This is a genomic window from Fluviicola sp. (assembly GCF_039596355.1).
In the GTDB taxonomy this organism is placed as follows: domain Bacteria; phylum Bacteroidota; class Bacteroidia; order Flavobacteriales_D; family Crocinitomicaceae; genus Fluviicola.
Genome location: NZ_JBCNJW010000007.1, coordinates 85,138 through 108,760 on the forward strand (window position 1 = coordinate 85,138; position 23,623 = coordinate 108,760).

Below are 23,623 nucleotides of genomic sequence, written 5' to 3' on the forward strand. Positions count from 1 at the left end.
AAAACCCGGACATGACATCCAGGTTTTGTTCAATATTTGCTTATTTAATCTTATTGTAAACCGTTCAATTCTTCGATGAAATAAACACCTTTATCTTCCATCATTTGACGAATAGCAGGGAAATCTTTTTTGGATTTAGCTTCGTGGATTTTTGCCAAAACATCATCTCCAAAATTCAACGCTTCATCGATTAATTTATCGGTTGCTTCTGTTTTAGACTCGTTATACAATTGGATTGAAAAACACTCATCCAATACGTCGATGATCATTCCGTTCAACTGTTTTTTGATTAATCTCTTATTTGCCATTTTGATTCGATTTTGGCCAAAGTTAAGGAATATTCTCCACTCGTTTAAGTTATTTAACGTTCCATTGGTTCCGGAAGCAATCGTCCCATCAAAAATTCCGTAAATTTGCCTGATGAATTATGCCATTGTCGATATTGAAACTACGGGAGGCTCCACAAAGTCCTCCAAGATCACGGAAATCGCGATCTACAAGCACAATGGCGCTCAGATCATCGATTCCTTTTCGACGCTGGTCAACCCGGAAATGCCGATTCCTGATTTCATTGCGCGGCTTACCGGAATCCACGACAAAATGGTGGAAGGCGCTCCCAAATTCTACGAGATTGCCAAACAGATTATTGAATTTACGGAAGACTGTATTTTCGTAGCCCACAACGTCGGTTTCGACTACGGGATCATCCGTCATGAATTCAAATTACTGGGCTACGATTACCGCAAAGCTCATTTGTGTACGGTGAGGGCCTCGAGGTATGTCCTTCCGGGACATGAATCTTACAGTTTGGGGAAGTTATCCCGGGCACTTGGAATCGAACTCACCAACCGCCACCGCGCAATCGGTGATGCGGAGGCAACAGCTCATTTATTTACGCGCCTATTCGAAACAGATTCCAAAGGACTGGAAACGTTTATCCAGGAAGATGTAAACCCGAAAATCCTGAATCCGAACCTGGATCTTGAAATCTTGGAAGAGATTCCGAATAAACCCGGAGTTTACCGCTTCTATAACGACACCAATCAGCTGATCTATATCGGCAAGAGCAAACACATCCGCAAACGGGTCGAACAACACCTGAAGAACGTCAAAACGCTCAAAGGCTCTGTGATGCGGCAAGAAATTGCCCGGATCGAATTTGAACTGACCGGTTCCGAATTGATTGCATTGCTCTACGAATCCGAGCTGATTAAAATCCATAAACCGCTTTACAACCGCGCACTCCGCAAGAACACCTATGCATACGGCTTGTTCCATTTCGAAGATCAAAGAGGATACCTGCAATTGTATGTCGATAAGATCAGTAAATCGTCCAGCGTTCCGCTGACCACGTTTACGACCAAGAAAGAAGCAACCGATTACATCTTCATGCTGGCGGAAACGCACCAGTTGTGCCAGAAACTATCCGGGGTAGAAAAAAGCAGTTCCAGCTGTTTTGGCTACCAGGTCAAAAAGTGCCACGGAGCATGTGTTGGTGCCGAAACGCCTGAATCGTACAACGAGCGTGTATTGCAGCTGATCAACCTGCTCACCTTTGACGACGATAGCTTCTTCATTGTTGAAAATGGGAAAGACAAGCGCGAAAAAAGTGTGATCTGGATCGAAAACGGTTCATTCCGCGGATTTGGCTACATTCCGTATTATACCTTCAAACAACCTCACCGAAACTGGCTCCGCTACATTGATCTGCATCCGGAAGACAAAGACGCCAGAACGATCCTGAGGTATTACCTCCGGAAGAACCCGGAACTTTCCAAAATTCCATTCAGGGGTTAGTACGCTGATCCACTCTTTTCAGTCTTTGCGCTGCATCAGGATATTCCCGACAAGAAGCGCCAACACGAGTGATACGATGACAATCATGGGATACATTTTTCTATTTTGATGTTTCCCACAATCAAAAGGTTGTAAAAATGCCTGCACAAAAAAAGCGGTCCGTTTGCACGAACCGCTTTTCGATATCTCTAATCGTGGATTATTTCTTCTTTTCTTTGATCTTGAAATTCTTCGTAAAGTCAATCAGGATCGGTGTTGCAACACACAAGGAAGAGTATGTTCCGATGACTACCCCGATCAACAATGCGAACAAGAATCCTTTGATTGCAGGTCCACCGAAGATGAACATCACTAACAATACCACGAATAAGATCATGGATGTGTTGAATGTACGGCTCAGGGTTCTGTTCAATGCCTCATTGATCACTTGTTTGTGCTCGTGCTGATTCTTGTCAAAATTCAAGCTTTCACGAATCCGGTCGAATACAATCACGGTATCGTTCATCGAGTAACCGATAACGGTCAGAACGGCCGCGATAAACGCCTGGTTCACATCCAAACTGAATGGCAGGAATCCGTGAAGTAAGGAGAAGACGGAAAGAACGAACAATACGTCGTGCGCCAACCCGATGATTGCTCCCAGTGAGTACTGCCACTGACCGAATCGGATGAAGATGTACGCAAAGATTGCAATCAAAGCCAGTGTAATCGAAAGGGAAGCCGAAGACCACATTTCTTCCGAAACGGAAGCTGAGATCGAACGGATATCCGTTACCTGAACTTCACCTGATTTATCTTTGATCTTTTCAAATCCTTCTTTCATTTTCTGTTCTACTGCAGATGTTGCAGATGCATCAGCCAACAAATAGTTCGTTGTGATCTCTACGTTGAATGAATTGGATTTCGTTTTGATTTCTACGTTGGATTTCTCCCCGTTTTTCTCAACGAAAACAGATTCCATTGCATTTCTGATCGTTTCGATATCTGCTGCTTTCTCCATTTTCACCCCGAAAGTACGCCCTCCGGTAAACTCAACACTCTGCTTCAATCCTCTGGATGCCATTGCAACAACTCCCAAAATAGAAACGGTGATGGAGAAAATGTAGAAGTACTTTCTCTTACCAATCCAGTCGAAGTGGAAATTGCTGAACATGTGGTGTGTATACTTCGTACTGAAAGAAACTTTTTTGCCTTTTTCGATAGACGAAGTAATGATCAGTTTGGAGATGATAATCGCAGAGAACACTGACGTGAAGATCCCCACGATCAGGGTTGTTGCGAACGATTCGATCTCACCGCGTCCGAAAATTTTCAAGATGATCGCAACCAATAAGTGTGTTACGTTCGCATCGATAATTGAAGGCAAAGCTTTGATGAAACCGATGTTCACCGCCTCTTCAGATGTTTTTCCAAGTGCATTTTCTTCTTTGATACGTTCAAAGATCAGGATGTTCGCATCGACCGCCGTACCGATTGTCAATACGATACCTGCGATACCTGCCAATGTCAATACTGCTCCGAAAGAAGCCAGACATCCGAAGATCAGAATCACGTTTACAGCCAAAGCGATGTTTGCGATCAAACCTCCTTTACCGTAGTAGAAGTACATGTAGATGAATACTGCCAGGAATGCAAAAGCAAACGATACCAATCCGGACTCGGAGTTTTCCTTACCGATTGTAGGTCCAACTTTTGTTTGTTCTTTGATCACACATGGTGCAGGAAGTGCTCCACCGTTCAACAATCCAGCCAAATCATCTGCTTCAGCGATGCTGAAATCTCCGGAAATCTCTGTAGAACCTCCACGGATTGCATCACGTACAACCGGTGCGGAGTAAACAACATCATCCATTGTGATTGCTACCGAACGTCCAACGTTTTTCTCTGTCATTGCTCCCCATTTCTGAGAACCATCAGCAGACATTGTCAAACTTACAGTCGTCTGCAAACTCTGTTGGTTGTATGAACGAACCGCAGATTTAATATCTCCGCCACCAACAAGTGCTTTTCCTCCATCCGGAACTTTTACCGCGTACAATACATATGCTTTTGAACCGTTTTGAGCATCTTCCAGGTCAGCAGACCACATGAATTTCAAATCTTCAGGGAATTTAGCGATGACATCAGAACGCTTCAGGATTTCGTTTACGCTTTCAACATCTTCTGCTGTTGCCGTACCGATTCCCATTCCCGGCTGCACTTTCAGGTAGTCGAACAATGGTTTTTTGTTCCCTGCATTTGCAGTCAAAGAAAGCGGTTTTACAGGAGCAGTTTTTGCTTTCGCGCTATCAACACCTGTAGTATCAGTTGTAGAAGTTGTATCGATTTCTGCTTTTTTGATCTCAGGAGATCTGGAAACGATGTTTGCATCATTCAAATATGATTGAATTTCAGCCAACGCATATGTTTCGTAGAACTGCAGGTTTGCCGTAGATTGTAATTTTTTCGCTACTGTTACTTCATCCTGAACTCCGGGAAGTTCGATATACAAGCGGTTCTTGCGGGATTCTTTCTGAATATTCGGCTGCGCCACACCAAACTGGTTGATACGACGGCTCATGATCTGCTCCACTCCATCCATTGAGCTGGCAATCTTATCGTGGAAATAACTTGCTACTTCAGCATTGGAAGAGTTGTAGGACAATTCCTTTACTTCGGAAAGCGCCAGCATACGTGCTACTTTATCTCCTTTGTTTTTCTTTTCGAACTGATCAATAAATAAATCAATGAAGTCACCTCCCTGCGTAGTATGAATCGCGTATGCTGCTTCAAACGGTTTTTTGAACTTCAGATCGCGTGGGTTGCGTGCATAGGATTGTACGAACGCCGGAACGTCGATTTCCATCGTGACACTCATACCACCTACCAGGTCCAAACCGAACGCCAAAGAGCGAGCTTTTACATCCTTGAATTTCGTACCAATTACCGGGTAAACAGCTTTTTCAGCTTTTTCGGACAAAACCTGGTTGATCATCGCAGCTTTCGCCAATTCGAATGATTCAGGTTTTTTGAAATTGATAGTAGTTCCGTTGGATAATTTGATCGAATCACCGGTCTCTGCCGCCTTTTTCTTTAAATCTTCAACTCTCAGTAGTGCTTCACGTTCAGCATCGTTTTCAACGTTGATGGCAACCCATGTAAATGACAATTGATAGACACATACAGCGGTCAACAAAATCGTTAAAAACCAGAAAAATCCTTTATTACGCATTTTGATTGATATATTTTAAGCCCGCAAATATATCATTTAAGGTTATCAAATTCAACTTATGTGTAAAACCTTTTGAAAAAAATGCATTTGAGCAGAAAGCGTGAGGTAACCGTTCCAAACAAATTGTTATGAAGCGTTATCTGCACCTAAGTTCCCCGCTCACATGAAACAAACTCATTGTAAATTACTTACATGTTCAAAACCTGTCGTTTACAGGGATTAAACCACACAGATCACATAGCGCACATAGATTTACAAATCAAAACACATCGTATTCAGCTGCGGAAACCGATACAATCTGCGTGAAACAAGGTGCAAGGGCACACAAGGATTATTGTTTAAAACTACATACGAAAAAGTATAACCTGATAAAGTTGTTCTATCGTGATTCGGAATACAATAACAATTTATCTGTGTTCTTCTGCGATCTCGTTCGACTGAGCTCACGCCGAAGTCTGCCGGAAAAACAAACCACATAGGTACATAGAATACATAGTATCTTTTTAGGTAAAGCGTGTCGTAAATAAATGATAAATCTGCGGAATCAGCGAAATTCGCGGGAGAATAAATCCAATGCTATTCCTGACCGTAGGAAACGGCACTCATGATCATCAGGCGGCCTTTATAGATGTTGTTCGGATTTCCGTTATTAATCACAAAGTCGCGGTAGTATTTGTAGATCATCCCTACTCCTCTTGAATAGATTTCATACTTTTTGCGGGAGTCGATATACGAAGAGAAATCTTCCTGGTCCACCGTAACTGTTGACGAGAAATCCATTCCGTTCAGCGAGTAAGGTTCATGAATATTGGAATAAGTGCATTCCAGCGCATCCAGGGTGTTGTAAGCGTTCATGTTCCATTCGTCGTCTTCGCTCGGTGCAAAAACCAGTTTAATGGTGCGGTTGTTTTCTTCTACCAGTTCGGCACGCGGCCCGTCAATGACACAGGTCCAGACATCTTTAATCGTCCACGGACCGGTAGCACTGGAACTTTTGTAGCGCTCAAACTCGTGTACTGTTCGCCCCTGGTTGTCGATAATCGGTTCTCCGATAACGGTCTTGATGAAGTAGTCAAACGTATCGCGCTGATTGATCTGCTGATCGACAACCACTTCATGTACGGAATAAACGACATAGCGACCTTCGGTTTGCGGAAAATAATCGTAATACATTTCCACTGTCTCTTCTTTCTTTTTGCACGATTGAATGGCAACAAGGAAAAGACAAAGGCCTGTTATGGTGATGAGTCGAAGTTTATTCACAATCCGAAAATACAACATTTTGGGTTTGGGTACATACAAAAATATGCAGAACCCGGATTTTGATGAAGAATCAGCCGTTTGGATTGATTCCTTTTTCTTTCAGCTGTTTCAGGTATTTTTCGAGTTCTTTTCCTTCGATGCGTTTTCCATAGCGGTAATACTGCTTCCCGGTTTCTTTCCCGGTTTGGTCATGTGCCGACTGCCAGCCGTGCTGAATCCCGCCTTTGAAACGCTCGGTGATCATCACTTTTCCGTTCGGATGGTTCGTAATCGCAACGCCTTCTTTCTTTCCTTTTACAAAAGTCACTTTGCTCTTCACCACTCCGGTATCAAAGTATTCGATCACTTCTCCGTCAATCACTCCCATTTTATACGGAACCACTTTTGCCACGATCACCCGTTTGTCGTTCGGATCTTCGAAGACATAATAAACGGTTTGATTTCCGTTCAGTTTTCCTTGAGAATACGTTTCTTTTGTACTCAGTCTCCCTGACGGGCCGTAATATTCCCAAATACTGTCTTTTTCCTGGTTCTTGAAAATACCTCTGGCCATCACGATGCCATTTTCATGATACATTACGGCAGTTGAACGCCCCGTTTTTTCATCGTGCTTGATTACCGCTTTGATCTTGGTAGAAGGATAATAGTAGTTGAACGTACCGACAGGTTTGTCGTCTTTAAATTGTCCTTTGTATTCAAAAGCGCGGGATTTCGGATAGGTTTTCTGCCAGGCTCCCTGTTTTCTGCCTTGAGTGTCTTTCTGGTTTACCTGCTGCCCCAAAACTGAAAAAGAAGCAAGCATCGAAATAAGAATAATCCTAAATATCATCGTTCAATAAGTTTATACATGATTCCAACGAATCACAGGTTAAGTCTGCATCGGGATGGTCCGTTGTTCCCGCATGGCGGATAAACACCGTTTTCATTCCAAGTTTCCTGCCAAATTCGATATCCGAGTCAGAGTCGCCCACCATCACCGACCGTTGAAAGTCGATCTCCGGAAAATCCGCTTGTGCAAGCAGTGCCATTCCCGATCCGGGTTTCCGCAGCGATGAGTTCTCTGACGCCAGGTTCGGTGCAAAATAATACGCGTCGATTACCGCACCTTCCGCCTTCAACAGTTCACTACAATAATGATGAACATCCAAAAGGTTACGTTCGGTCATCAATCCTTTTCCGATTCCCTGCTGATTGGTGACAACGACCACGTGCGAAAACAGGTCGTTTGCCTTTGAAATTGCACGGGCAACACCCGGAAGCAATACAAATTCGGCGCGCTGCTTCACATAATCATCCATGATCCGCTGGTTGATTACGCCGTCTCTGTCCAGAAATAAAGTCCAGGATTTATCCAGGTTCCAGTCTTTCATAGAACTATTTAAATTTCTGTTTCTATCAGGTAATGATTTCGGGTGGATGAATTACGACCGACCAATTCTGCCAGGAATCCGGCTAAAAAGAATTGAACTCCCATGATCATTGCTGCTAAAGCAATAAAAAATTCGGTGCGGTCTGCTAATTTCTTTGCCGTAGAGTGGATGAACAATTTATCGATCGCCAGGTAAAAAGTGATCCCGAACCCGATGATGAACAACAGCGATCCCATTGCTCCGAAGAAATGCATCGGTTTTTTTCCGAATTTCCCCATGAACACCACGGTCATCAAATCCAGCGGACCGTTCAAAAAGCGGTTCAACCCGAACTTTGTGGTTCCGTATTTTCGTGCCTGGTGGATCACCACCTTCTCCCCGATCTTATTGAATCCGGCAAATTTGGCCAATGCGGGAATGTAGCGGTGCATGTCTCCATAAAGCTCGATGCTCTTCACCACGACATTCTTGTAGGCTTTGAGTCCACAATTGAAATCGTGCAGGTAAATCCCGGTCATTCTGCGTGCGGCCCAGTTGTATAGTTTTGTTGGAATGGTTTTACTGATCGGATCGTAGCGTTTCTTTTTCCACCCGGAAACCACGTCAAAATCCTCTTCAACGATCATCCGGTACAATTCCGGAAGTTCATCCGGTGAATCCTGCAAATCGGCATCCATTGTGACCACTACTCTTCCCTGAGCAGCCTGGAAACCGGTATGCAGTGCGGCGGATTTACCGTAATTACGTTGGAATTTAATCCCTCTCACATTCGAATCCTGCAGATTCAATGATTCGATCACATTCCAGGATCCGTCCTTGCTTCCGTCATCCACGAAAATAACCTCGTATGAAAGGTTGTGTTCATTGACCACGCGCTTGATCCAGGCATGCAATTCCGGCAGTGATTCTACCTCATTGAATAAGGGAACGACGATAGATAATTGAAGTTGATTTTCCAACGTTTAAAACTTTTTGAACAAAAATAAGGATTCTAATGAATTTGCAATGGATCAAACCAATTCATTCGAACCTGTCAGCTTTACAAAATAAAAATTGCTGCAATAATGAAGATCAGAATGATTACAATGTATTGCCACACGTCCACAAAGTATGGGAAGAGCTTTTTGTAAGTGTCTTTGAGTTTAGACATCCGGATGAAATTTTCGGCTAATTTACAACTAAATTCCGTCCGAAAAACCTACTTACAAATGCCATTTTGTCTGTTTATTTTGATTCAAACTGTCTTTTTGTCCTGAAATAGCCCGTGCAGTTGTTTTGGTTCGTGATTTGACAACAAAAAGGAAACAAATCAAACTAAAATGGATAGCAATCAATTTACCATAAAAACCCAGGAAGTGATTCAGGCGGCTCAGGAGTATGCTCAAACGGAAGGGCATCAGGCTATCGAGAACGCGCACTTACTGAAAGGAATCTTTTTAAAGGACCAGGATGTGGTTCCTTATTTATTGCAGCAATCGCAGGTGAATCCCCAAACGATTCAACTGGCATTGGATCGTATGCTGGAAAGCCAGAGCAAAGTTTCCGGCGGACAGTTGTATCTTTCACCGAAAGCACAGGAAACATTGCAGCAGGCGATGAAATTGTCTCAGCAACAAGGCGATGAATACGTGACCGTGGAAATGCTTTTCCTGGCATTAATCGACGCGAAAGACCAAACCGGTCAATTGCTCAGAGATGCAAAACTCAACAAATCAACAGTACTTAAAAATATTATGGATTTACGAAACGGAGAAAAAATCACTTCCAACCAACAGGAAGGCACTTACAAATCGTTGGAAAAATATGCCAAGAACCTGAATGACCTGGCAAAGCAGGGAAAACTGGATCCGGTAATCGGGCGCGATGATGAAATTCGACGCGTACTGCAAATCCTGACCAGAAGAACCAAAAACAACCCGATCCTGATTGGTGAGCCCGGAGTGGGTAAAACAGCCATTGCAGAAGGAATTGCACACCGGATTATTGACGGTGACGTTCCGGAAAACCTGAAGTCTAAGGTGGTTTACAGCCTGGACATGGGGGCGCTGGTTGCAGGAGCCAAATACAAGGGAGAATTTGAAGAGCGTTTGAAAGCGGTGGTGAAAGAAGTAACCAGCGCAGACGGTGAAATTATCCTGTTCATCGACGAGATTCACACCCTGGTTGGAGCAGGAGGCGGTGAAGGTGCGATGGATGCTGCAAACATTCTGAAACCGGCACTTGCAAGAGGAGAGCTGCGTGCAGTAGGTGCTACCACGCTGAACGAGTACCAGAAATACTTCGAAAAAGACAAAGCGTTGGTACGTCGTTTCCAGCCTGTACTGGTCGATGAGCCGGATACGGAAGATGCGATTTCGATCCTGCGTGGTATCAAAGAAAAATACGAAAATCACCACAAGGTTCTGATCAAGGATGCTGCGATTATTGCCGCGGTAGAATTGTCTCAGCGCTACATCACAGAACGTCATTTGCCGGATAAGGCGATTGACCTGATCGATGAAGCAGCTTCCAAATTGCGTATGGAAATCAATTCCAAGCCGGAAGAACTGGATGAACTCGACAGACGAATTATGCAATTGGAAATTGAGCGTGAAGCGATCAAGCGCGAAAACGACACCAAGAAGCTGGAAGCTTTAGGAAAAGAACTGGCAACACTGGAAGAACAACGCAATGCATTCAATGCGAAATGGCAGGCGGAACGCGACATCGTGGATGGTGTACAGAAAAACAAGGAGCTGATTGAAAGTCTGAAACTGGAAGCAGACCAGGCAGAACGCGCCGGAGATTACGGAAAAGTAGCTGAAATCCGCTACGGACGAATCAAAGAAGCGGAAAATCAGCTGGAAGAAGCGAAACAGAAACTCATCGAACTGCAGGCGAATTCCAAACTCATCAAAGAAGAGGTAGATGCAGAAGAAATTGCAGATGTGGTTTCCAAATGGACGGGAATCCCGGTTTCCAAAATGATCGAAAGCGAGGTTTCCAAACTCCTTCGACTGGAAGACGAGCTTGGAAAACGCGTAGTGGGTCAGGAAGAAGCAATTGAAGCGTTATCTGATGCGGTGCGAAGAAGCCGCGCAGGATTACAGGATATGCGCAGACCGATCGGTTCGTTCATTTTCTTAGGTCCTACCGGAGTCGGTAAAACCGAATTGGCAAAAGCACTGGCAGATTTCCTTTTCAACGACGAAAACGCCATGACGCGAATCGATATGTCGGAATACCAGGAGAAACACAGTGTAAGCCGCTTGGTGGGAGCGCCTCCGGGATACGTTGGGTACGATGAAGGTGGTCAGTTGACCGAAGCAGTTCGCAGAAGACCTTATTCCATCGTATTGCTGGATGAGATTGAAAAAGCGCACCCGGACGTGTTTAACATTCTGCTTCAGGTACTGGACGACGGACGTTTGACGGATAACAAGGGGCGTACGGTGAACTTCAAGAATACGATCATCATCATGACTTCCAACATGGGTTCTCATTTGATCCAGGAAAGTTTCGAAGGTGTGAAGGAAGAAGATTTGCACGAAGCAATGGACAAAGCGAAGTTCAAAGTATTGGAATTGCTGAAACAAACCATTCGTCCGGAGTTTTTGAACCGGATTGATGAAACGATCATCTTCACACCGTTGAACAAGCGTTATGTGAGACAAATCGTTCAGCTGCAATTGGATCAATTGAAAGGAATGCTGCAGGAAAAAGGGATCAAAATGCATATGACCGAAGAAGCAAAAGATCACCTGGTTGAAGCCGGTTATGATCCGCATTTCGGTGCCAGACCAGTGAAACGTGTTATTCAGAAACAAGTGCTGAATGAGCTTTCCAAAGCCCTTCTTGCAGGAACGCTGGACACATCTCTGACGGTAGTTATGGATATTTTCGACGGAAAAATCGTGTTCCGGAAACCGATTTCCCAGGAAGAAGAAATCCTGATTAATTTATAAAGTAGTAGTCCTTTAGATAATGTGTAAAGGCGAGGCAGGATTCTGTCTCGCTTTTTTGGTTTCCGGGGCGGGATTGGTGCATACTGTTTTTGCTACTTCGGGGAACTTGAGCTGACATCTCAAATGAAGAAAAAAACACCTCAAAAGATGAATAGACATCCATCTATTCCCCCAGTGGGAATGGGGATTCCACACCATATTACAAATTTGTAAAATGATGCTTCAAAACACCTTCCGAATCACTTTTCAAAAAAAATACAAGTACCCGTCCAACACGCTTGTTTTCCATTACTTTTACGGCAAAATCCTGCATGTTGTATGAAACTCAAATCAAGCCGATCTAAACTCCTGAAACGCGTCTTCCTTTTCACCTTTCTGTTATTGCTCTGCTGGTTTTTCGGGGCAAACTGGGCTATTCGTTCCAATGCAGAAGGAAAGGTTTTTGACCAGGTAAGTCAATGCCCGAAAGTGAAGACTGCCCTGGTATTGGGAACTTCCAGAACCAACAAGCGTGGAAACGAGAACCTCTATTTCTCTTACCGTATCAAAGCAGCCGTAGAACTGTACCGCGCCGGAAAAGTTCGATTCATCCTGGTAAGTGGCGATAACAGCATCAAAACCTACGATGAGCCTACCGACATGAAAAACGCATTGGTTGCAGCAGGAATTCCAGCCAGCAGGATTTATTTGGATTATGCCGGATTCCGCACCCTGGATTCCATGGAGCGCGCTCTGAAAGTATTCGGACAGAAAGAAGTGATCGTTGTTTCACAGCGGTTTCACAACGAACGGGCGATTTACCTCGGTGAACATTTCGGAATGACCGTTTACGGCTACAACGCCCGGGATGTTGCAAAAATGGGCGGTTTCAAAACCAAAGTACGCGAACGTTTTGCCCGCATGAAAGTATTTTGGGATATCCTGTTCGGAATCGATTCCAAATTTCTGGGAGAACAGGTTGAAATCTCTTGACTCGGGTCAATGTAACCGAAATGGAAAAGCCGAACAGATGGAATACCCAATAATACAGGATACAACGGCACAAAGCATCACGATCAATCCTGCTCGTTGGGTAGATTGAATACAAGCCATTATTAACCCGATCAAAAATGCCAAGGCACTAAAAACAATGAGTAATAAACCCAAATTTCCCATACTACAATTTTAAAGGTTGTGAAACCAGGTGATCAAATTTTTCCTTGAACTCATCCCTGTAAAACAGGTTCATCGTTTCAAAGGGAATGATTCTTCCATCGCGATGTACAATATGAACGCAGGATTTTTTGATTGCACGAACGTCAAAGTCATAAGCATCCATGAAATTCATAATGATGATCCGGAACAAGTTCGCATAAGTTAATCCCGGAGCTTCTACAACAGGCAGGCAGCATAACAACTGATGCATTTCATCTTGTACTTTTTCTACGGAAGGAGCCGTTGAGAAAATATTCAATAAATGATTATGCAAACGCTGATCTTGCTCATAAACAATCGTATTTTTCGAATTATTCAGTAAATCCTCCGGGTTGATCAATCGTGTCAAAGGAAATACCTGATCATTCATTTTTAAGGCATATCCCATAATCAGTGCATCGGGATTACACGGAACGGGAACCAAATCTGAAGGTTCGAACAATGGAGACTGTTCCAGGATCAGTCTTCTCACTTCCGAATTCGTCAAACGATCTGTTGCAGGATTAAAGTTTTCCAGTCTTCCGGAGGAACTCGTGGGCTGAAAAGTGACTCCGCGAACACATGGTTGTTTCAGTGCATAGGTGATCATTTCTCCTATCTCAGAATCATTCAATCCTTTTTGAAGGGTTACAACCAGCGTTGTACTCAAATTCAATTCGTTCAATTTTTTCAGAGCCTTAGTCCTGATTTCTCTCAGGTCACGTCCGCGAAGGGATTCTAATACTTCTTTCTCAAAAGAATCAAATTGCAGGTAAATTTCAAAATCAGGCTGGTAAGCAGCCAGTTTTTCAGCAAAACCTTCGTCGTTCGCAATCCGGATTCCATTCGTGTTTACCATCAGGTGTTTGATCGGCTGTGTCTTACAATAATCCAGTATTTCAAAAAAATCAGGATGAATGGTCGGCTCTCCTCCTGATAACTGTACAACATCCGGTTCTCCTTCCGATTCAACGATCACATCCACCATACGTTTGATTTCTTCGAGCGTACGATGCTTTCCATGTGTCGGCGAAGAAGATGCATAACAAGTCGGACAAGTCAGATTACAGCGGTCGGTTACTTCGATCAAAGTCAAGCAGGAATGCTGTTCATGATCCGCGCAAATACCGCAATCCATCGGACATCCGTAATCGGTATGTGTATGGGGTTCTTTCGGGTACTCCGAAGCTTTGTTGTAGTTCCGTATATTTTTATAGAACGCGATATCATCCGAAATAATGCTCTTCTGAAAACCATGATCCGGACAACGCTTCAGCATAAATACTTTGTGATCCTCAAAAACGATCTTTGCCGAAACCCGCCTGTGGCACTCATGACACAAACTGATCGTGTGATCATAATAAACATAAGGGCTTTCAGCTGGCATAAAGGCTTCTTTTAGGGATGGTAATCAGATTCACAATGGTTCGAAGATACAACAAATAACAGATTATGATTGCAATCTGAATGCTTGTCAATCCAAAAAACAAGGGGAATCTCGGTTTCATCCATTCTGCAACAAAGCGATAGAAAAGATACAAGAACATCATGAGCTTGAACTGCATTCCATCTGTCAGTTTCCGTTCACGCTGTAAAACAAGCAACAACAAGGTAATCAGGATCAGGACACACATTTCATAAAGAGCCAAAGGATGTCTCAGAATCCCGTCTCCCAAATCCATTCCTGTTGCCCAATCCGTTGCATTTCCGTAGGTCATTTCTCCTATTCCTTGTGAAAAACAACCCATTCTTCCGATAAACAAAGCCAGTAATATCGGGTAAGTCATGACATCTCCGGAAGAAGCCTTTTGCCTCATCAAATACTTGGCAATTTCAACAAACAACCAACCTCCCAACAACCCTCCCACAACCGTTTTGGAAGCATACAGATAAAGCCAGAAATCAGGTCTGCTCTTCCACTCTTCTATGTTTTCCAACGCACCGATAATACGGGAAAACACCAATGCTCCCAGAGCTGCAGCAATCAGTATAATCATTCGTTGTTCCCATGAAAACGGATCTGCACTGTGTTTTTTACGGAACACATAAAACCGGAAACCAACGAAAAAAGCGGCAATTTCGGTAACTAAATGGGTATTGATCTCTAATCCGAAAAGGTGGAGGTTTATCGGGAATTCCATATTCTCAGCACAGATATGTTAAACATGAATCAGGTTGGTAAAGTTAGCATTTTTATCTCCCCATTACCGACAATACCTGCATCATGTCTTCTGCTTTGTTAGTTCCGATCAATACTTTTCGTCCGTCTTTAAAAACCAACTGAAGCCCGGTTCTGCCGGACACATTGAACGCCTTTCCACTTCCAGAAAAACTGTAGCGGATCCCCCAGCCGCCGTATTCGGCAATCGGCGAATATTCACGCAGGTAAACCTGATCAAGGTCTTCCCATTTGTAATGCCTGTATTTCAATTGAAGCGGGAAAAAGCGTACGAAAATACCGTTGTCTGAAATTTTGGTTTCCAGGCGGAGAATGAAAAACAGCATGGAAATAACGAGCATAATGAAAAAACCGATGAGTAAGCTGATGTTTTCCCATTTACTTTCGCCAAAAGGTTTCCCATACATCGCTTGTGTTACGATTAAAAAGCCCATCAAGCCCTTTGTTCCTGCAAGGATAAACCACAACCACCACTGTCTGAATTTTTGAGTTTCTGAAAATCGGCTTTTTTCCATTATTCCGTTGTTATTTGTAAGTATATACGCAACTGCTCCTTTCAGCCAGTAAGCCAAAAATGCTACACTACGTGAAACTATTTGCCGGAAGCAATCGGCCACAAGCACTATGCCGTTCTTAATCTTCGCAAGAAAAATTGATTCGTACCCCAACTTTGGAAAAAGCCGGGTTAAGCGGTATTGTGAATAGTATCAAGTGTGTCAAAAAACAGTGTGACCCAAATATACAATTATTTTGAGTATTTATCCAACAACAACAAATAAGGTTCCAGCATGTGATTCATGAATTTTTCTTTCGGATCCTGAGGAAACTTTTGATAATATTCCACATCCGGGTAAAGGATGATGAAGTTGCCACAACGTGTAAACCCGGAAGAATGTGCCAGTTGAGGCGGTTCGAAACCATTCAGCTTTTTCTTCATGAGTTTTCCCAGTTTCTTACCGAGGTATTTTTCAAAACGCTTCTGGGATTTTTTGGTCGGTCGATCCATCTTGTTGTACATGTGCTTCACTACCAACCTCGGGAGCAACGGTAATTGCCTGATGGCTTTTTTGGCGTCCTGGAAAGGATTGATTGCATTGAAATCATTGACCGTCTGAATCGAAAACGGTGATTCGGGAACCCAATCCAGGGCATTGACCGTGTTGTATGCCCAGCCAGACTGTGTCATTTTCTCATAATAATAGGCAAAGTAGAGGTTTCCGGGTTTCGGAGCTGCACTACAGTAGGTTTTGAACTGAACATCTGCCGGGATGATCCCGTTTTCCTTCATGATCAATAAATGAGCAGTAAGCAGGTAGGCCAAAGCGCCTCCCTGACTGTGTCCGGTGATATAGAATTCCTTTTTTCCCTGGTCAATCTGCGCAAAAAGCACCGAATCCATGTCTTTCCACAAACAGCCCAAAGCCGTTGTCCATCCCACGTGTACCAACGCTTTCGGGTCTTTCGACAATTCGTAGTAGAAGGTGTCTTTCTCACTGATCTTGATCCAGCCTTTTGCCGGAACCATTCCTGCATAGAAATTCGCTCCCCAGCTGGTGAACGAACTGGTTGTTCCGCGAAGCGAGATCACTCCTACTCCATGGTTGTCTTCCCAATAATCCCATTTGTTGTCGAAACCCAGCGTTTTTGAGCGGTATTTCAGAGAGAAACGTTCTGGCCCCGGAACCGAATCCCAGCGAGTTGAGTCGATGAAGCGGAAGTTAACTTTGATTAATTCGATCGCTTCAGTTTTATCGTATCCTGGTTTCATTTGTGACCAGGATGTGAGCGAAATCAGGGAAAGGAGCAACAAGATCTTTTTCATAAGCTTAAATCATGTGAGTCAGGTAATCGATAATGGTCAGGAGCCGGTTTTTATTCTGGTTCATCAGTCGTGCCGTGTATACGAGCGAATGAATGCTTCCGCCTCCGCTGTACGGTTCCTGCATGAGTCTTCCGACCAATAGTTTTTCGGTATTCATGAGTGTTCTCCACTCTTTTTGCCAGGAGACCAGCAGTTCTGCATCTTCTTTTTTCATTTTCGACTGCAGAATGGCAAAATACTTGTCGACTAGTTGATCATATTCCGAAGCGCAAAACAATTGGGCTTTGTTGATTCCCAAAGTGGATGGTTCCTTCGCCGATTGACGCCGCAGGATATTTTCCACTAAAAAGGTATCGCGGACAAACAGGCGCTGAATGGAATCCGAAAATTCCGGCATGCCTTCTTTCTTCGGCATTCTCAGAATCTTTTGATGCGCTATTTCTGACAATTCCTCCCGCCAGTTTGCTCTCAACGCATCCATTTCGGCGTCTGAAACCTGGGCAGAAGATGAAAAGTGCAGTGTCAAACACACAACGATGATGATCCGGAACATTGTTTTTAGCTTAAAAATAATCAATCCGCTTTATTCCCCTGCACCCGAAATAAAATTAATCACCGGCGAAACGGCATTCAATGGTTTGATCCCAGCATCCACTTCAAATCCACGAAGAAAGTTCTGGGTCTTGGCGGACCGTAGATGAAATTGCTGTCGCGGAATTTGGTCGTATCAAAATCGCTTTGGTAACTATCAAGCACATTCTGAATTCCAGCTCCAATGCGGATTGTCTGCTCCGAACGATGTAAATGAATGCTTCTTTCCACTTTCAATCCCAAATCCCAGAATGACCTGGCTTGAAGCAGTTCGTCCTGTGTAAGTTCCGGTGCTCCGCCGAAATGAGGAACCAACATGCTTCCCGTGTAGACGCAACTCAGTGATCCCGACCAGGAACCTTCCGGAAAAATGGAAACCGTAGCTGAACCATAGGTATTCGGTGTTCTTAGAAAACGCTTTTCCGGCTCCACTTCCAACGACCATTGCTGCGCTTCCGTATAGCGTGATTCCTGGATGGTCATGTTCAGGTCGGTCTGAACAAAGCGGTGCCAGCGCATACGAAACGATCCGCTGATTCCGCTCACTTCCGCATTGGATCCATTGGTTCGAAAAAGCAGGGTTTTCGACGGATCATTACTTTGGATTTCGTTCAATACAAATGCGTGAAGCAGTTGGGTGTGGAACAAGGTCAATTCCGAAGTATACAGCATTTTCTTGCGTCTGCGATTCCAATTTACCTGGGCGGAATATGCATGGGAAATTTCACTTTTCAGGTTCGGATCAACTTGGATTTGGGAAATCCCCCCGTTTGCAAATGCTATGTGCATATCCGTTTCAAAAACCTGCGGTGCTTTGAATCCGTTTCCGTACGACACGCGAAACTGCCACTGTCCGTTTACCTTAAACAACAAAGCTGCCCGCGGAGTCACTACCGGATGGTTCAATTTGGAGTGTTTGGTGACCCGCAATCCTGCAACAAGCGACCATTTCTCACCCAAATCCAGCTGATCCTGCAAAAAAGCTGCAAGTTGTGTGATTTGTTGGTTGATGAAATAGTCGTAGCCCCGGATGGTGTCCTGGATTTCGTCGTAGTAATGTTCCAAACCTGCAACCAATACGGTTTTCATTTTCTCACCGAGTTTGTGGTTCCAGCTTGTCTGAATTCCCGACTGCCAGGTCAGGTTGTTTGTTTTTCCCCAGGCATCCACGTGATCAATCCCGGTATAATGGTGGCGGTTTGTTTTCTGATATCCCGTATACACCTGGATGTTCCAAAACTTGTTCTGTGATTTCCAGTTTCCGGAAAATTGCCCGATGGTTGAAAGCTGGTTTCTGAATTCGCTTTGTGCGGCCTGCTGCGGATCTCCGTTCCAGAACTGTCCGCCTTGTCGTTGTTCATGCAACGTCCAGAAATCTGCCCGTAGTTCGATCGATTTTCCGATGGTTTGGAACGCATTGAGTGCAAGCAGCGTATTATTTACCCGCGGAATTTCCGTAAAACCATCACCGTTCCGGTCATATCCTCCACGAAGCCTGTTCATCCCGGAAAACAGGATGCCGCTTTTTTTGTTTTTCGAAAGCAGTGCCCCGTTCAATTGCACCACTTGTTCCAGCGGCCCTTTCTCCAGGAGCGATTCTTTGACCGAAACTTCTACAAACTCGTTGGCCGGTTGTTTGGTAATGATGTTAATCGTTCCCGCAATGGCATTTGATCCGTACAAGACCGAACCGCCTCCATTCACAATTTCAATACGATCAACCACCGTCGTTGGAATTTGTTCCAGTCCATACAATCCCATCAAGGACGAGAACAGTGGTTTTCCGTTAATAAGAATCTGGGAATAAGCCCCGCCCAAACCGTTCATCCGCACTTGTGTGTAGTTACATGTTTGGCAATTGGTTTCCATCCGGATTCCGGGAGAGAATTTCAATGCATCGGAAACGGATGTTGCGGAAACGGTGCGAAACAGTTTTTGATCCAGCACAGCAACCGGAATCACACTGTTTCTTTTCAACTCAGCAATACGACTTCCCGTAATGGTCACTTCTTCAATTTCTTTCAGAGTATCCGCAGTGTGCTTTAACGAATCAATGGTCTGAACCTGGGCTTGTGATGACCACGAAACCACACCAAAAAGAAGAATAACAATACGATGCATAAAAATATATTTTACACAAAAGTAAAAATATATTTTTAGACAAATCTAAATTATTGACTAGTAAAATCTAAAAATACTTTTTTTATAAAGGTATACCAGTGTGTAAAATCCTTGCTATCACTGGGCTAACAGACACATGTCTATTCATAAAACAACACAGATTTCCATCACCGGAAAAACACCTCTTTGATTCAACCCAGTGTTTAACAACTCCGGATTTACAATTGAAATTTTGAAAAATAGCAGATTCTACCTCAAAGCAGATCACTTTGAAGCAGCATTTGAAATCTGAACATTCAGACCATTGTAAAATAACGTAAAACCCTCGCTGTATCGGGGCTAATTCCGCACATGCGGATCTGTATTTTATAAGCAGCTTATGCGAACTCGGACAACTCAATCCACCGCTCCGTCTTCTGATCAATCTCCGCCACAATCACCGACAGCTTTGATCCGGCATCCATCAGCTGTTCATTCGTTGCATTGGAATCAGAAAGTACCTGCGTAAGATTCACCTTTTCTTCTTCCAGGCGCTCCAAATCCTTTTCGATCTGATCAAATTCCTGCTTTTCCTTGAAAGAAAGCTTCCGCTTCTCCTTCGGAGTTTCTGTGGCGATTTGTTTCACTTTCACCACTTCGGCAGGTTTCTCCTCACTCTTGTCCTTTTTGTAATCAGCAGCAGTTTGTTTACGGTATTCGGTGTAATTTCCGATAATGTCCTTTATTGCTCCCTGACCTTCAAATACAAACAGGTGATCCACCATTTTGTCCATGAAATAACGGTCGTGTGAAACCACAATCAAACAACCTTCGAATGTGCGCAAGTAATCTTCCAGGACACTCATTACAAAGATATCCAGGTCGTTGGTAGGCTCATCGAGAATCAGGAAATTCGGGTTTGCCATCAAAACTGTCATGAGTTTCAGACGTCTTTTTTCACCACCGCTCAATTTGTGAACGAAATTGTAGTGCATGTGGCGCGGAAACAGAAACTTCTCCAAAAACTGGGCAGCGGAAAGCTGGCGGCCTTTTTCCAAAGGAATGAACTCGGCGATATCGCGAATCACGTCAATCACTTTCTTGTCCTCATCTACTTTGATCAGCTCCTGGCTGTAATAACCGAAAACGACCGTTTCACCGGTAACCACTTTTCCTTTGTCGACCTCTTCGCGGCCCTGGATCATATTCAGGAACGTCGATTTTCCGGTTCCATTATTTCCAACGATTCCCAAACGCTCTTTACGCTGGAAATTGTAGGAAAAATTCTCCAGGATCACTTTACTTCCATATGATTTCCCGATTTTATGCAGTTCCAGGATTTTGGACCCCAAACGCTCCATTTTCACCGGGATATCGATTTCGTCTTCGTCAATGCGCTGACCTGCCACTTTTTTGACATCCTGGAAATTCTCGATACGGGCTTTCTGCTTCGTGCCACGTGCCTTTGGCTGACGGCGAATCCATTCCAATTCCTTTTTGAAGGTATTTCGCGCCTTGTCAATCGTTGATTGCAGTTGCTCCTGGCGTTCCGCTTTTTTCTCCAGGTAATACGAGAAATTTCCCTTGTATTTATAGATTGTGCGGTCTTCCAGTTCGAAGATTGTATCACAAACTACTTCCAGGAAGTAGCGGTCGTGCGTCACCATCAAAATAGTCGATTTTGATTTCGAAAGGTATTCTTCCAGCCATTCGATCATGTCCAGATCCAAATGGTTGGTAGGCTCATCGAGAATCAGGAAGTCTGCTTCGGCAACCAACACCTGGGCCAGTGCCACCCGTTTTTTCTGTCCTCCGGAAAGACTTCCGACCAGCAAACTCGTATCGTCCAGTTTCAGAACCGACAAAATCTGGTTTACCTTCACTTCCATATCCCAGGCATTCAGCTCTGTCAGTTCTTCATAACAGGCGTGAATCGCCTCCTCGTTCCCTTCACGCAGCGCCTGGTTGTATTTCTTCACAATCTGCAATTCCGGCAGGTCATGCGAGAAAACCGCTTCCAAAATCGTATGTGAGTCATCCAATGTTTCACTTTGCTGCATGAACGCTACGCGGATGTCATTCCGGTAAACTACACGCCCAGAGTCAATCTGCTCCAGGTTCATCAAACTACGGAGCAAGGTCGTTTTCCCGTTTCCGTTTTTAGCGACGATCGCCACTTTATCTCCCTGATCGATTCCAAAGGTAACATCTGAAAAGATTACACGATCCCCAAAGGATTTTGTCAGGTTTTCAACGGAAAGAAAATTCATGCTGTGAAGTATTTTTGAAGGTGCAAAGGTACGAAGTTAATTACGAATTATGAATGACTAATGACGAATGAATACACCCGTAATTCTTTTCAATTCTCAATTCTACATTCTCAATTAGGAGTTATCTCAATCTGTTCAACGAATCAACCAGCTTCCGGTCTTTTCGAACTGCGCGGATTCCCAGGAATACGAAGATAAATGCCGCTGCGTGTACATAAAATGCAAATCCGAATGACAAACCTTCAGATGGTTTCACGTTTTTGGCAACTTCAATCATTTTGACATTTGCTCCCAAAACCATCCACGCGGAACTCAGGATATTCAGTAAAAACAGAATCCAACCCAGGAAAATCTGGCGGTGACGCATTTTAAACGAAAAGATGATCATCAGCGCAAAAATGATCTGAATTGCGGAAAGCATCCAGAAATCCATTTTTGTTAACGCTTCTGTTCCCTTGAAAAAGTGATACGCTGTGGAATGGTACGCATCTACCTGCACAAAAGAGAACACATCGGTTCCGAATAATGTTACCGACACCAAAAGAGCCGCTACCGCAAAATATACTGTTTGAATTCGTTGAATCATGTTTCTATCATTTTCCTCCAAAGTTACCATTTTAGCAAGTATCTGCTTCCCGGAAGCCGCATTTTAATCCATGAGAAGGGAACTTTCCTTTTTTTTCATCCTGATTTATGGAAAAATGATTTAGCTTGCATCTTAACCTAAAACGAATGTAAACCAAACGAAACAACTCATGAAACACGTTGGAATTCAGGAGGCTTGTTCCGAGGACTGGAGCAAGATGACCCCCACCGAAAAAGGCGCATTCTGCCAGCAGTGTGCCAAACAGGTGCTTGATTTTAGCAATCGATCTACAGATGAAATCAAACGCACGTTACTGGAAACAAAAGGCCAATCAGTCTGCATCCGGATGACTCTTTCGCAGGAACAGGCACTGAATGCGGAATTCGAAGCCTGGGCCGCCCGGAATAAAAACCAGTTTCAACACCTTTTCTTTGCGGCACTGCTGATCGTATTCGGATTGAGTCTCTTCAGCTGTGAAGATGAACGAGACCGCAAACAAATCAGTGATACACAAGTGGCACTTGCACGCGTCATCGAAGACAAACAGCCGGAAGAAGCACCGAAAGAAGAAACGACATTTATCCCACCCCACCCGGTTGAAGTAGAAGTCGTAAATGCCGACCCGATCTATGAAATAGTTCAATACGTGGAACAAGCTCCGCAGGAACTGGCAGAAGTGGAAGTATTACCTTATGAAGGTCGCACTTATATTATGGGCGGAGGCTACGGAAGTGTCACTTACATCAATTACCTGGAAAATACGGTTCCGCAGGCTGAAGTCGAGCTGGATGAAAACGGTGTTCCTTATCCTACGGAATACAAAGCATCTGTGTTCCCGAATCCGGCAGTGGAGCAAACCACCCTGGAAGTCCTTTCCCCGAAGAAAGGATTGACTGAAATCGATCTGTACGATCTAAGCGGAAAACACATCCAGCATCTTTATTCGGGAGAAATGCCCCGGGGAACTTTCCGGAACCCGATTGATCTGAATGGTCTCGCAACGGGAATTTACCTCGTGGTCATTCGATCCGCGGATTTCAGAGAAACGGTGCGTATCCTGAAAAACTAACAGCATTTGAGTCAATAAAACGGAAACGGCCAGACTCCTTGACAGTCTGACCGCTTCTTGTGGGTGTATTCGGGTCACTAGTGTGCAGCAATACAATCTATCGGCGCCTGAAACATACGCATTGGTTTTCGTTATTTAAAAAGCTGTTCCGATCACCCACCAGGGAAAGTTGGCGCTATCATCGCCGTCGGTGTCTCTCCCGTTAAACATCGCTTCTATACGATGTGGCATCCATGGATTTAATCTTT

At 44.1% G+C, this 23,623-nt stretch carries 18 protein-coding genes; 4 read left to right on the plus strand and 14 right to left on the minus strand.

Going from position 1 to position 23,623, the window contains the following annotated elements:
• Positions 1–50 precede the first annotated feature (50 nt).
• Positions 51–308 carry a hypothetical protein gene (locus ABDV94_RS13700; protein ID WP_343747764.1) on the minus strand — a complete coding sequence of 86 codons (258 nt, stop codon included), beginning with the start codon at positions 306–308 and terminating at the stop codon, positions 51–53.
• A 112-nt stretch (positions 309–420) separates the two neighbouring features.
• Here ABDV94_RS13700 and ABDV94_RS13705 point away from each other — a divergent pair, with 112 nt between their 5' ends.
• On the plus strand, positions 421–1,797 hold the full coding sequence (locus ABDV94_RS13705) for an exonuclease domain-containing protein (RefSeq protein WP_343747765.1): 1,377 nt from the start codon (positions 421–423) through the stop codon (positions 1,795–1,797).
• A gap of 199 nt (positions 1,798–1,996) precedes the next feature.
• Here the strand turns inward: ABDV94_RS13705 and secD are convergent, their stop codons facing one another.
• The 5 genes from secD to ABDV94_RS13730 all read right to left on the minus strand — a co-directional run bounded on the left by secD (position 1,997) and on the right by ABDV94_RS13730 (position 8,600).
• On the minus strand, positions 1,997–5,008 hold the full coding sequence (gene secD, locus ABDV94_RS13710; RefSeq protein ID WP_343747766.1) for a protein translocase subunit SecD: 3,012 nt from the start codon (positions 5,006–5,008) through the stop codon (positions 1,997–1,999).
• A gap of 576 nt (positions 5,009–5,584) precedes the next feature.
• Positions 5,585–6,271, minus strand: a complete 687-nt coding sequence (locus ABDV94_RS13715; protein WP_343747767.1) for a hypothetical protein — start codon at positions 6,269–6,271, stop codon at positions 5,585–5,587.
• Between the two features lie 70 nt (positions 6,272–6,341).
• Positions 6,342–7,100 carry a toxin-antitoxin system YwqK family antitoxin gene (locus ABDV94_RS13720; protein WP_343747768.1) on the minus strand — a complete coding sequence of 253 codons (759 nt, stop codon included), beginning with the start codon at positions 7,098–7,100 and terminating at the stop codon, positions 6,342–6,344.
• Positions 7,090–7,641, minus strand: coding sequence for an HAD-IIIA family hydrolase (locus ABDV94_RS13725; protein WP_343747769.1), 552 nt, complete (start codon positions 7,639–7,641; stop codon positions 7,090–7,092). The genes ABDV94_RS13720 and ABDV94_RS13725 overlap by 11 nt, the downstream gene beginning before the upstream one ends.
• 8 nt (positions 7,642–7,649) lie before the next feature.
• Positions 7,650–8,600, minus strand: a complete 951-nt coding sequence (locus tag ABDV94_RS13730; protein ID WP_343747770.1) for a glycosyltransferase family 2 protein — start codon at positions 8,598–8,600, stop codon at positions 7,650–7,652.
• Positions 8,601–8,960: 360 nt separating this feature from the next.
• On the opposite strand from ABDV94_RS13730, the gene clpB reads away from it, so the two are divergent.
• Complete coding sequence (gene clpB, locus ABDV94_RS13735) at positions 8,961–11,585, plus strand: ATP-dependent chaperone ClpB (RefSeq protein WP_343747771.1); 2,625 nt, start codon at positions 8,961–8,963, stop codon at positions 11,583–11,585.
• 318 nt (positions 11,586–11,903) lie between these two features.
• Positions 11,904–12,557: an ElyC/SanA/YdcF family protein gene (locus ABDV94_RS13740; RefSeq protein ID WP_343747772.1), complete on the plus strand. Its 654-nt coding sequence runs from the start codon at positions 11,904–11,906 to the stop codon at positions 12,555–12,557.
• A 184-nt stretch (positions 12,558–12,741) separates the two neighbouring features.
• Here ABDV94_RS13740 and ABDV94_RS13745 read toward each other — a convergent pair whose 3' ends face one another.
• The 8 genes from ABDV94_RS13745 to ABDV94_RS13780 form a co-directional block, all read right to left on the minus strand.
• Positions 12,742–14,145, minus strand: coding sequence for a radical SAM protein (locus tag ABDV94_RS13745; RefSeq protein ID WP_343747773.1), 1,404 nt, complete (start codon positions 14,143–14,145; stop codon positions 12,742–12,744).
• Positions 14,135–14,899 (minus strand): prolipoprotein diacylglyceryl transferase family protein, encoded by a 765-nt coding sequence (locus ABDV94_RS13750; RefSeq protein ID WP_343747774.1) that lies wholly within the window; start codon positions 14,897–14,899, stop codon positions 14,135–14,137. The genes ABDV94_RS13745 and ABDV94_RS13750 overlap by 11 nt, the downstream gene beginning before the upstream one ends.
• Before the next feature lie 52 nt (positions 14,900–14,951).
• The gene (locus ABDV94_RS13755; RefSeq protein WP_343747775.1) at positions 14,952–15,452 is read right to left on the minus strand and encodes a hypothetical protein; all 501 of its coding nucleotides are present in this window, start codon (positions 15,450–15,452) and stop codon (positions 14,952–14,954) included.
• A 230-nt stretch (positions 15,453–15,682) separates the two neighbouring features.
• On the minus strand, positions 15,683–16,759 hold the full coding sequence (locus ABDV94_RS13760) for a lipase family protein (RefSeq protein WP_343747776.1): 1,077 nt from the start codon (positions 16,757–16,759) through the stop codon (positions 15,683–15,685).
• Positions 16,760–16,763: 4 nt separating this feature from the next.
• Entirely contained in the window at positions 16,764–17,312 is a 549-nt protein-coding gene (locus ABDV94_RS13765) for a lysozyme inhibitor LprI family protein (RefSeq protein ID WP_343747777.1), read from the minus strand.
• 77 nt (positions 17,313–17,389) lie between these two features.
• Entirely contained in the window at positions 17,390–19,471 is a 2,082-nt protein-coding gene (locus tag ABDV94_RS13770) for a TonB-dependent receptor (RefSeq protein WP_343747778.1), read from the minus strand.
• A gap of 377 nt (positions 19,472–19,848) precedes the next feature.
• Complete coding sequence (locus ABDV94_RS13775; protein WP_343747779.1) at positions 19,849–21,720, minus strand: ABC-F family ATP-binding cassette domain-containing protein; 1,872 nt, start codon at positions 21,718–21,720, stop codon at positions 19,849–19,851.
• Between the two features lie 121 nt (positions 21,721–21,841).
• Positions 21,842–22,306 (minus strand): DUF4293 domain-containing protein, encoded by a 465-nt coding sequence (locus tag ABDV94_RS13780; protein WP_343747780.1) that lies wholly within the window; start codon positions 22,304–22,306, stop codon positions 21,842–21,844.
• 169 nt (positions 22,307–22,475) lie between these two features.
• Here ABDV94_RS13780 and ABDV94_RS13785 point away from each other — a divergent pair, with 169 nt between their 5' ends.
• Entirely contained in the window at positions 22,476–23,375 is a 900-nt protein-coding gene (locus tag ABDV94_RS13785) for a T9SS type A sorting domain-containing protein (RefSeq protein WP_343747781.1), read from the plus strand.
• Positions 23,376–23,623 lie beyond the last annotated feature (248 nt).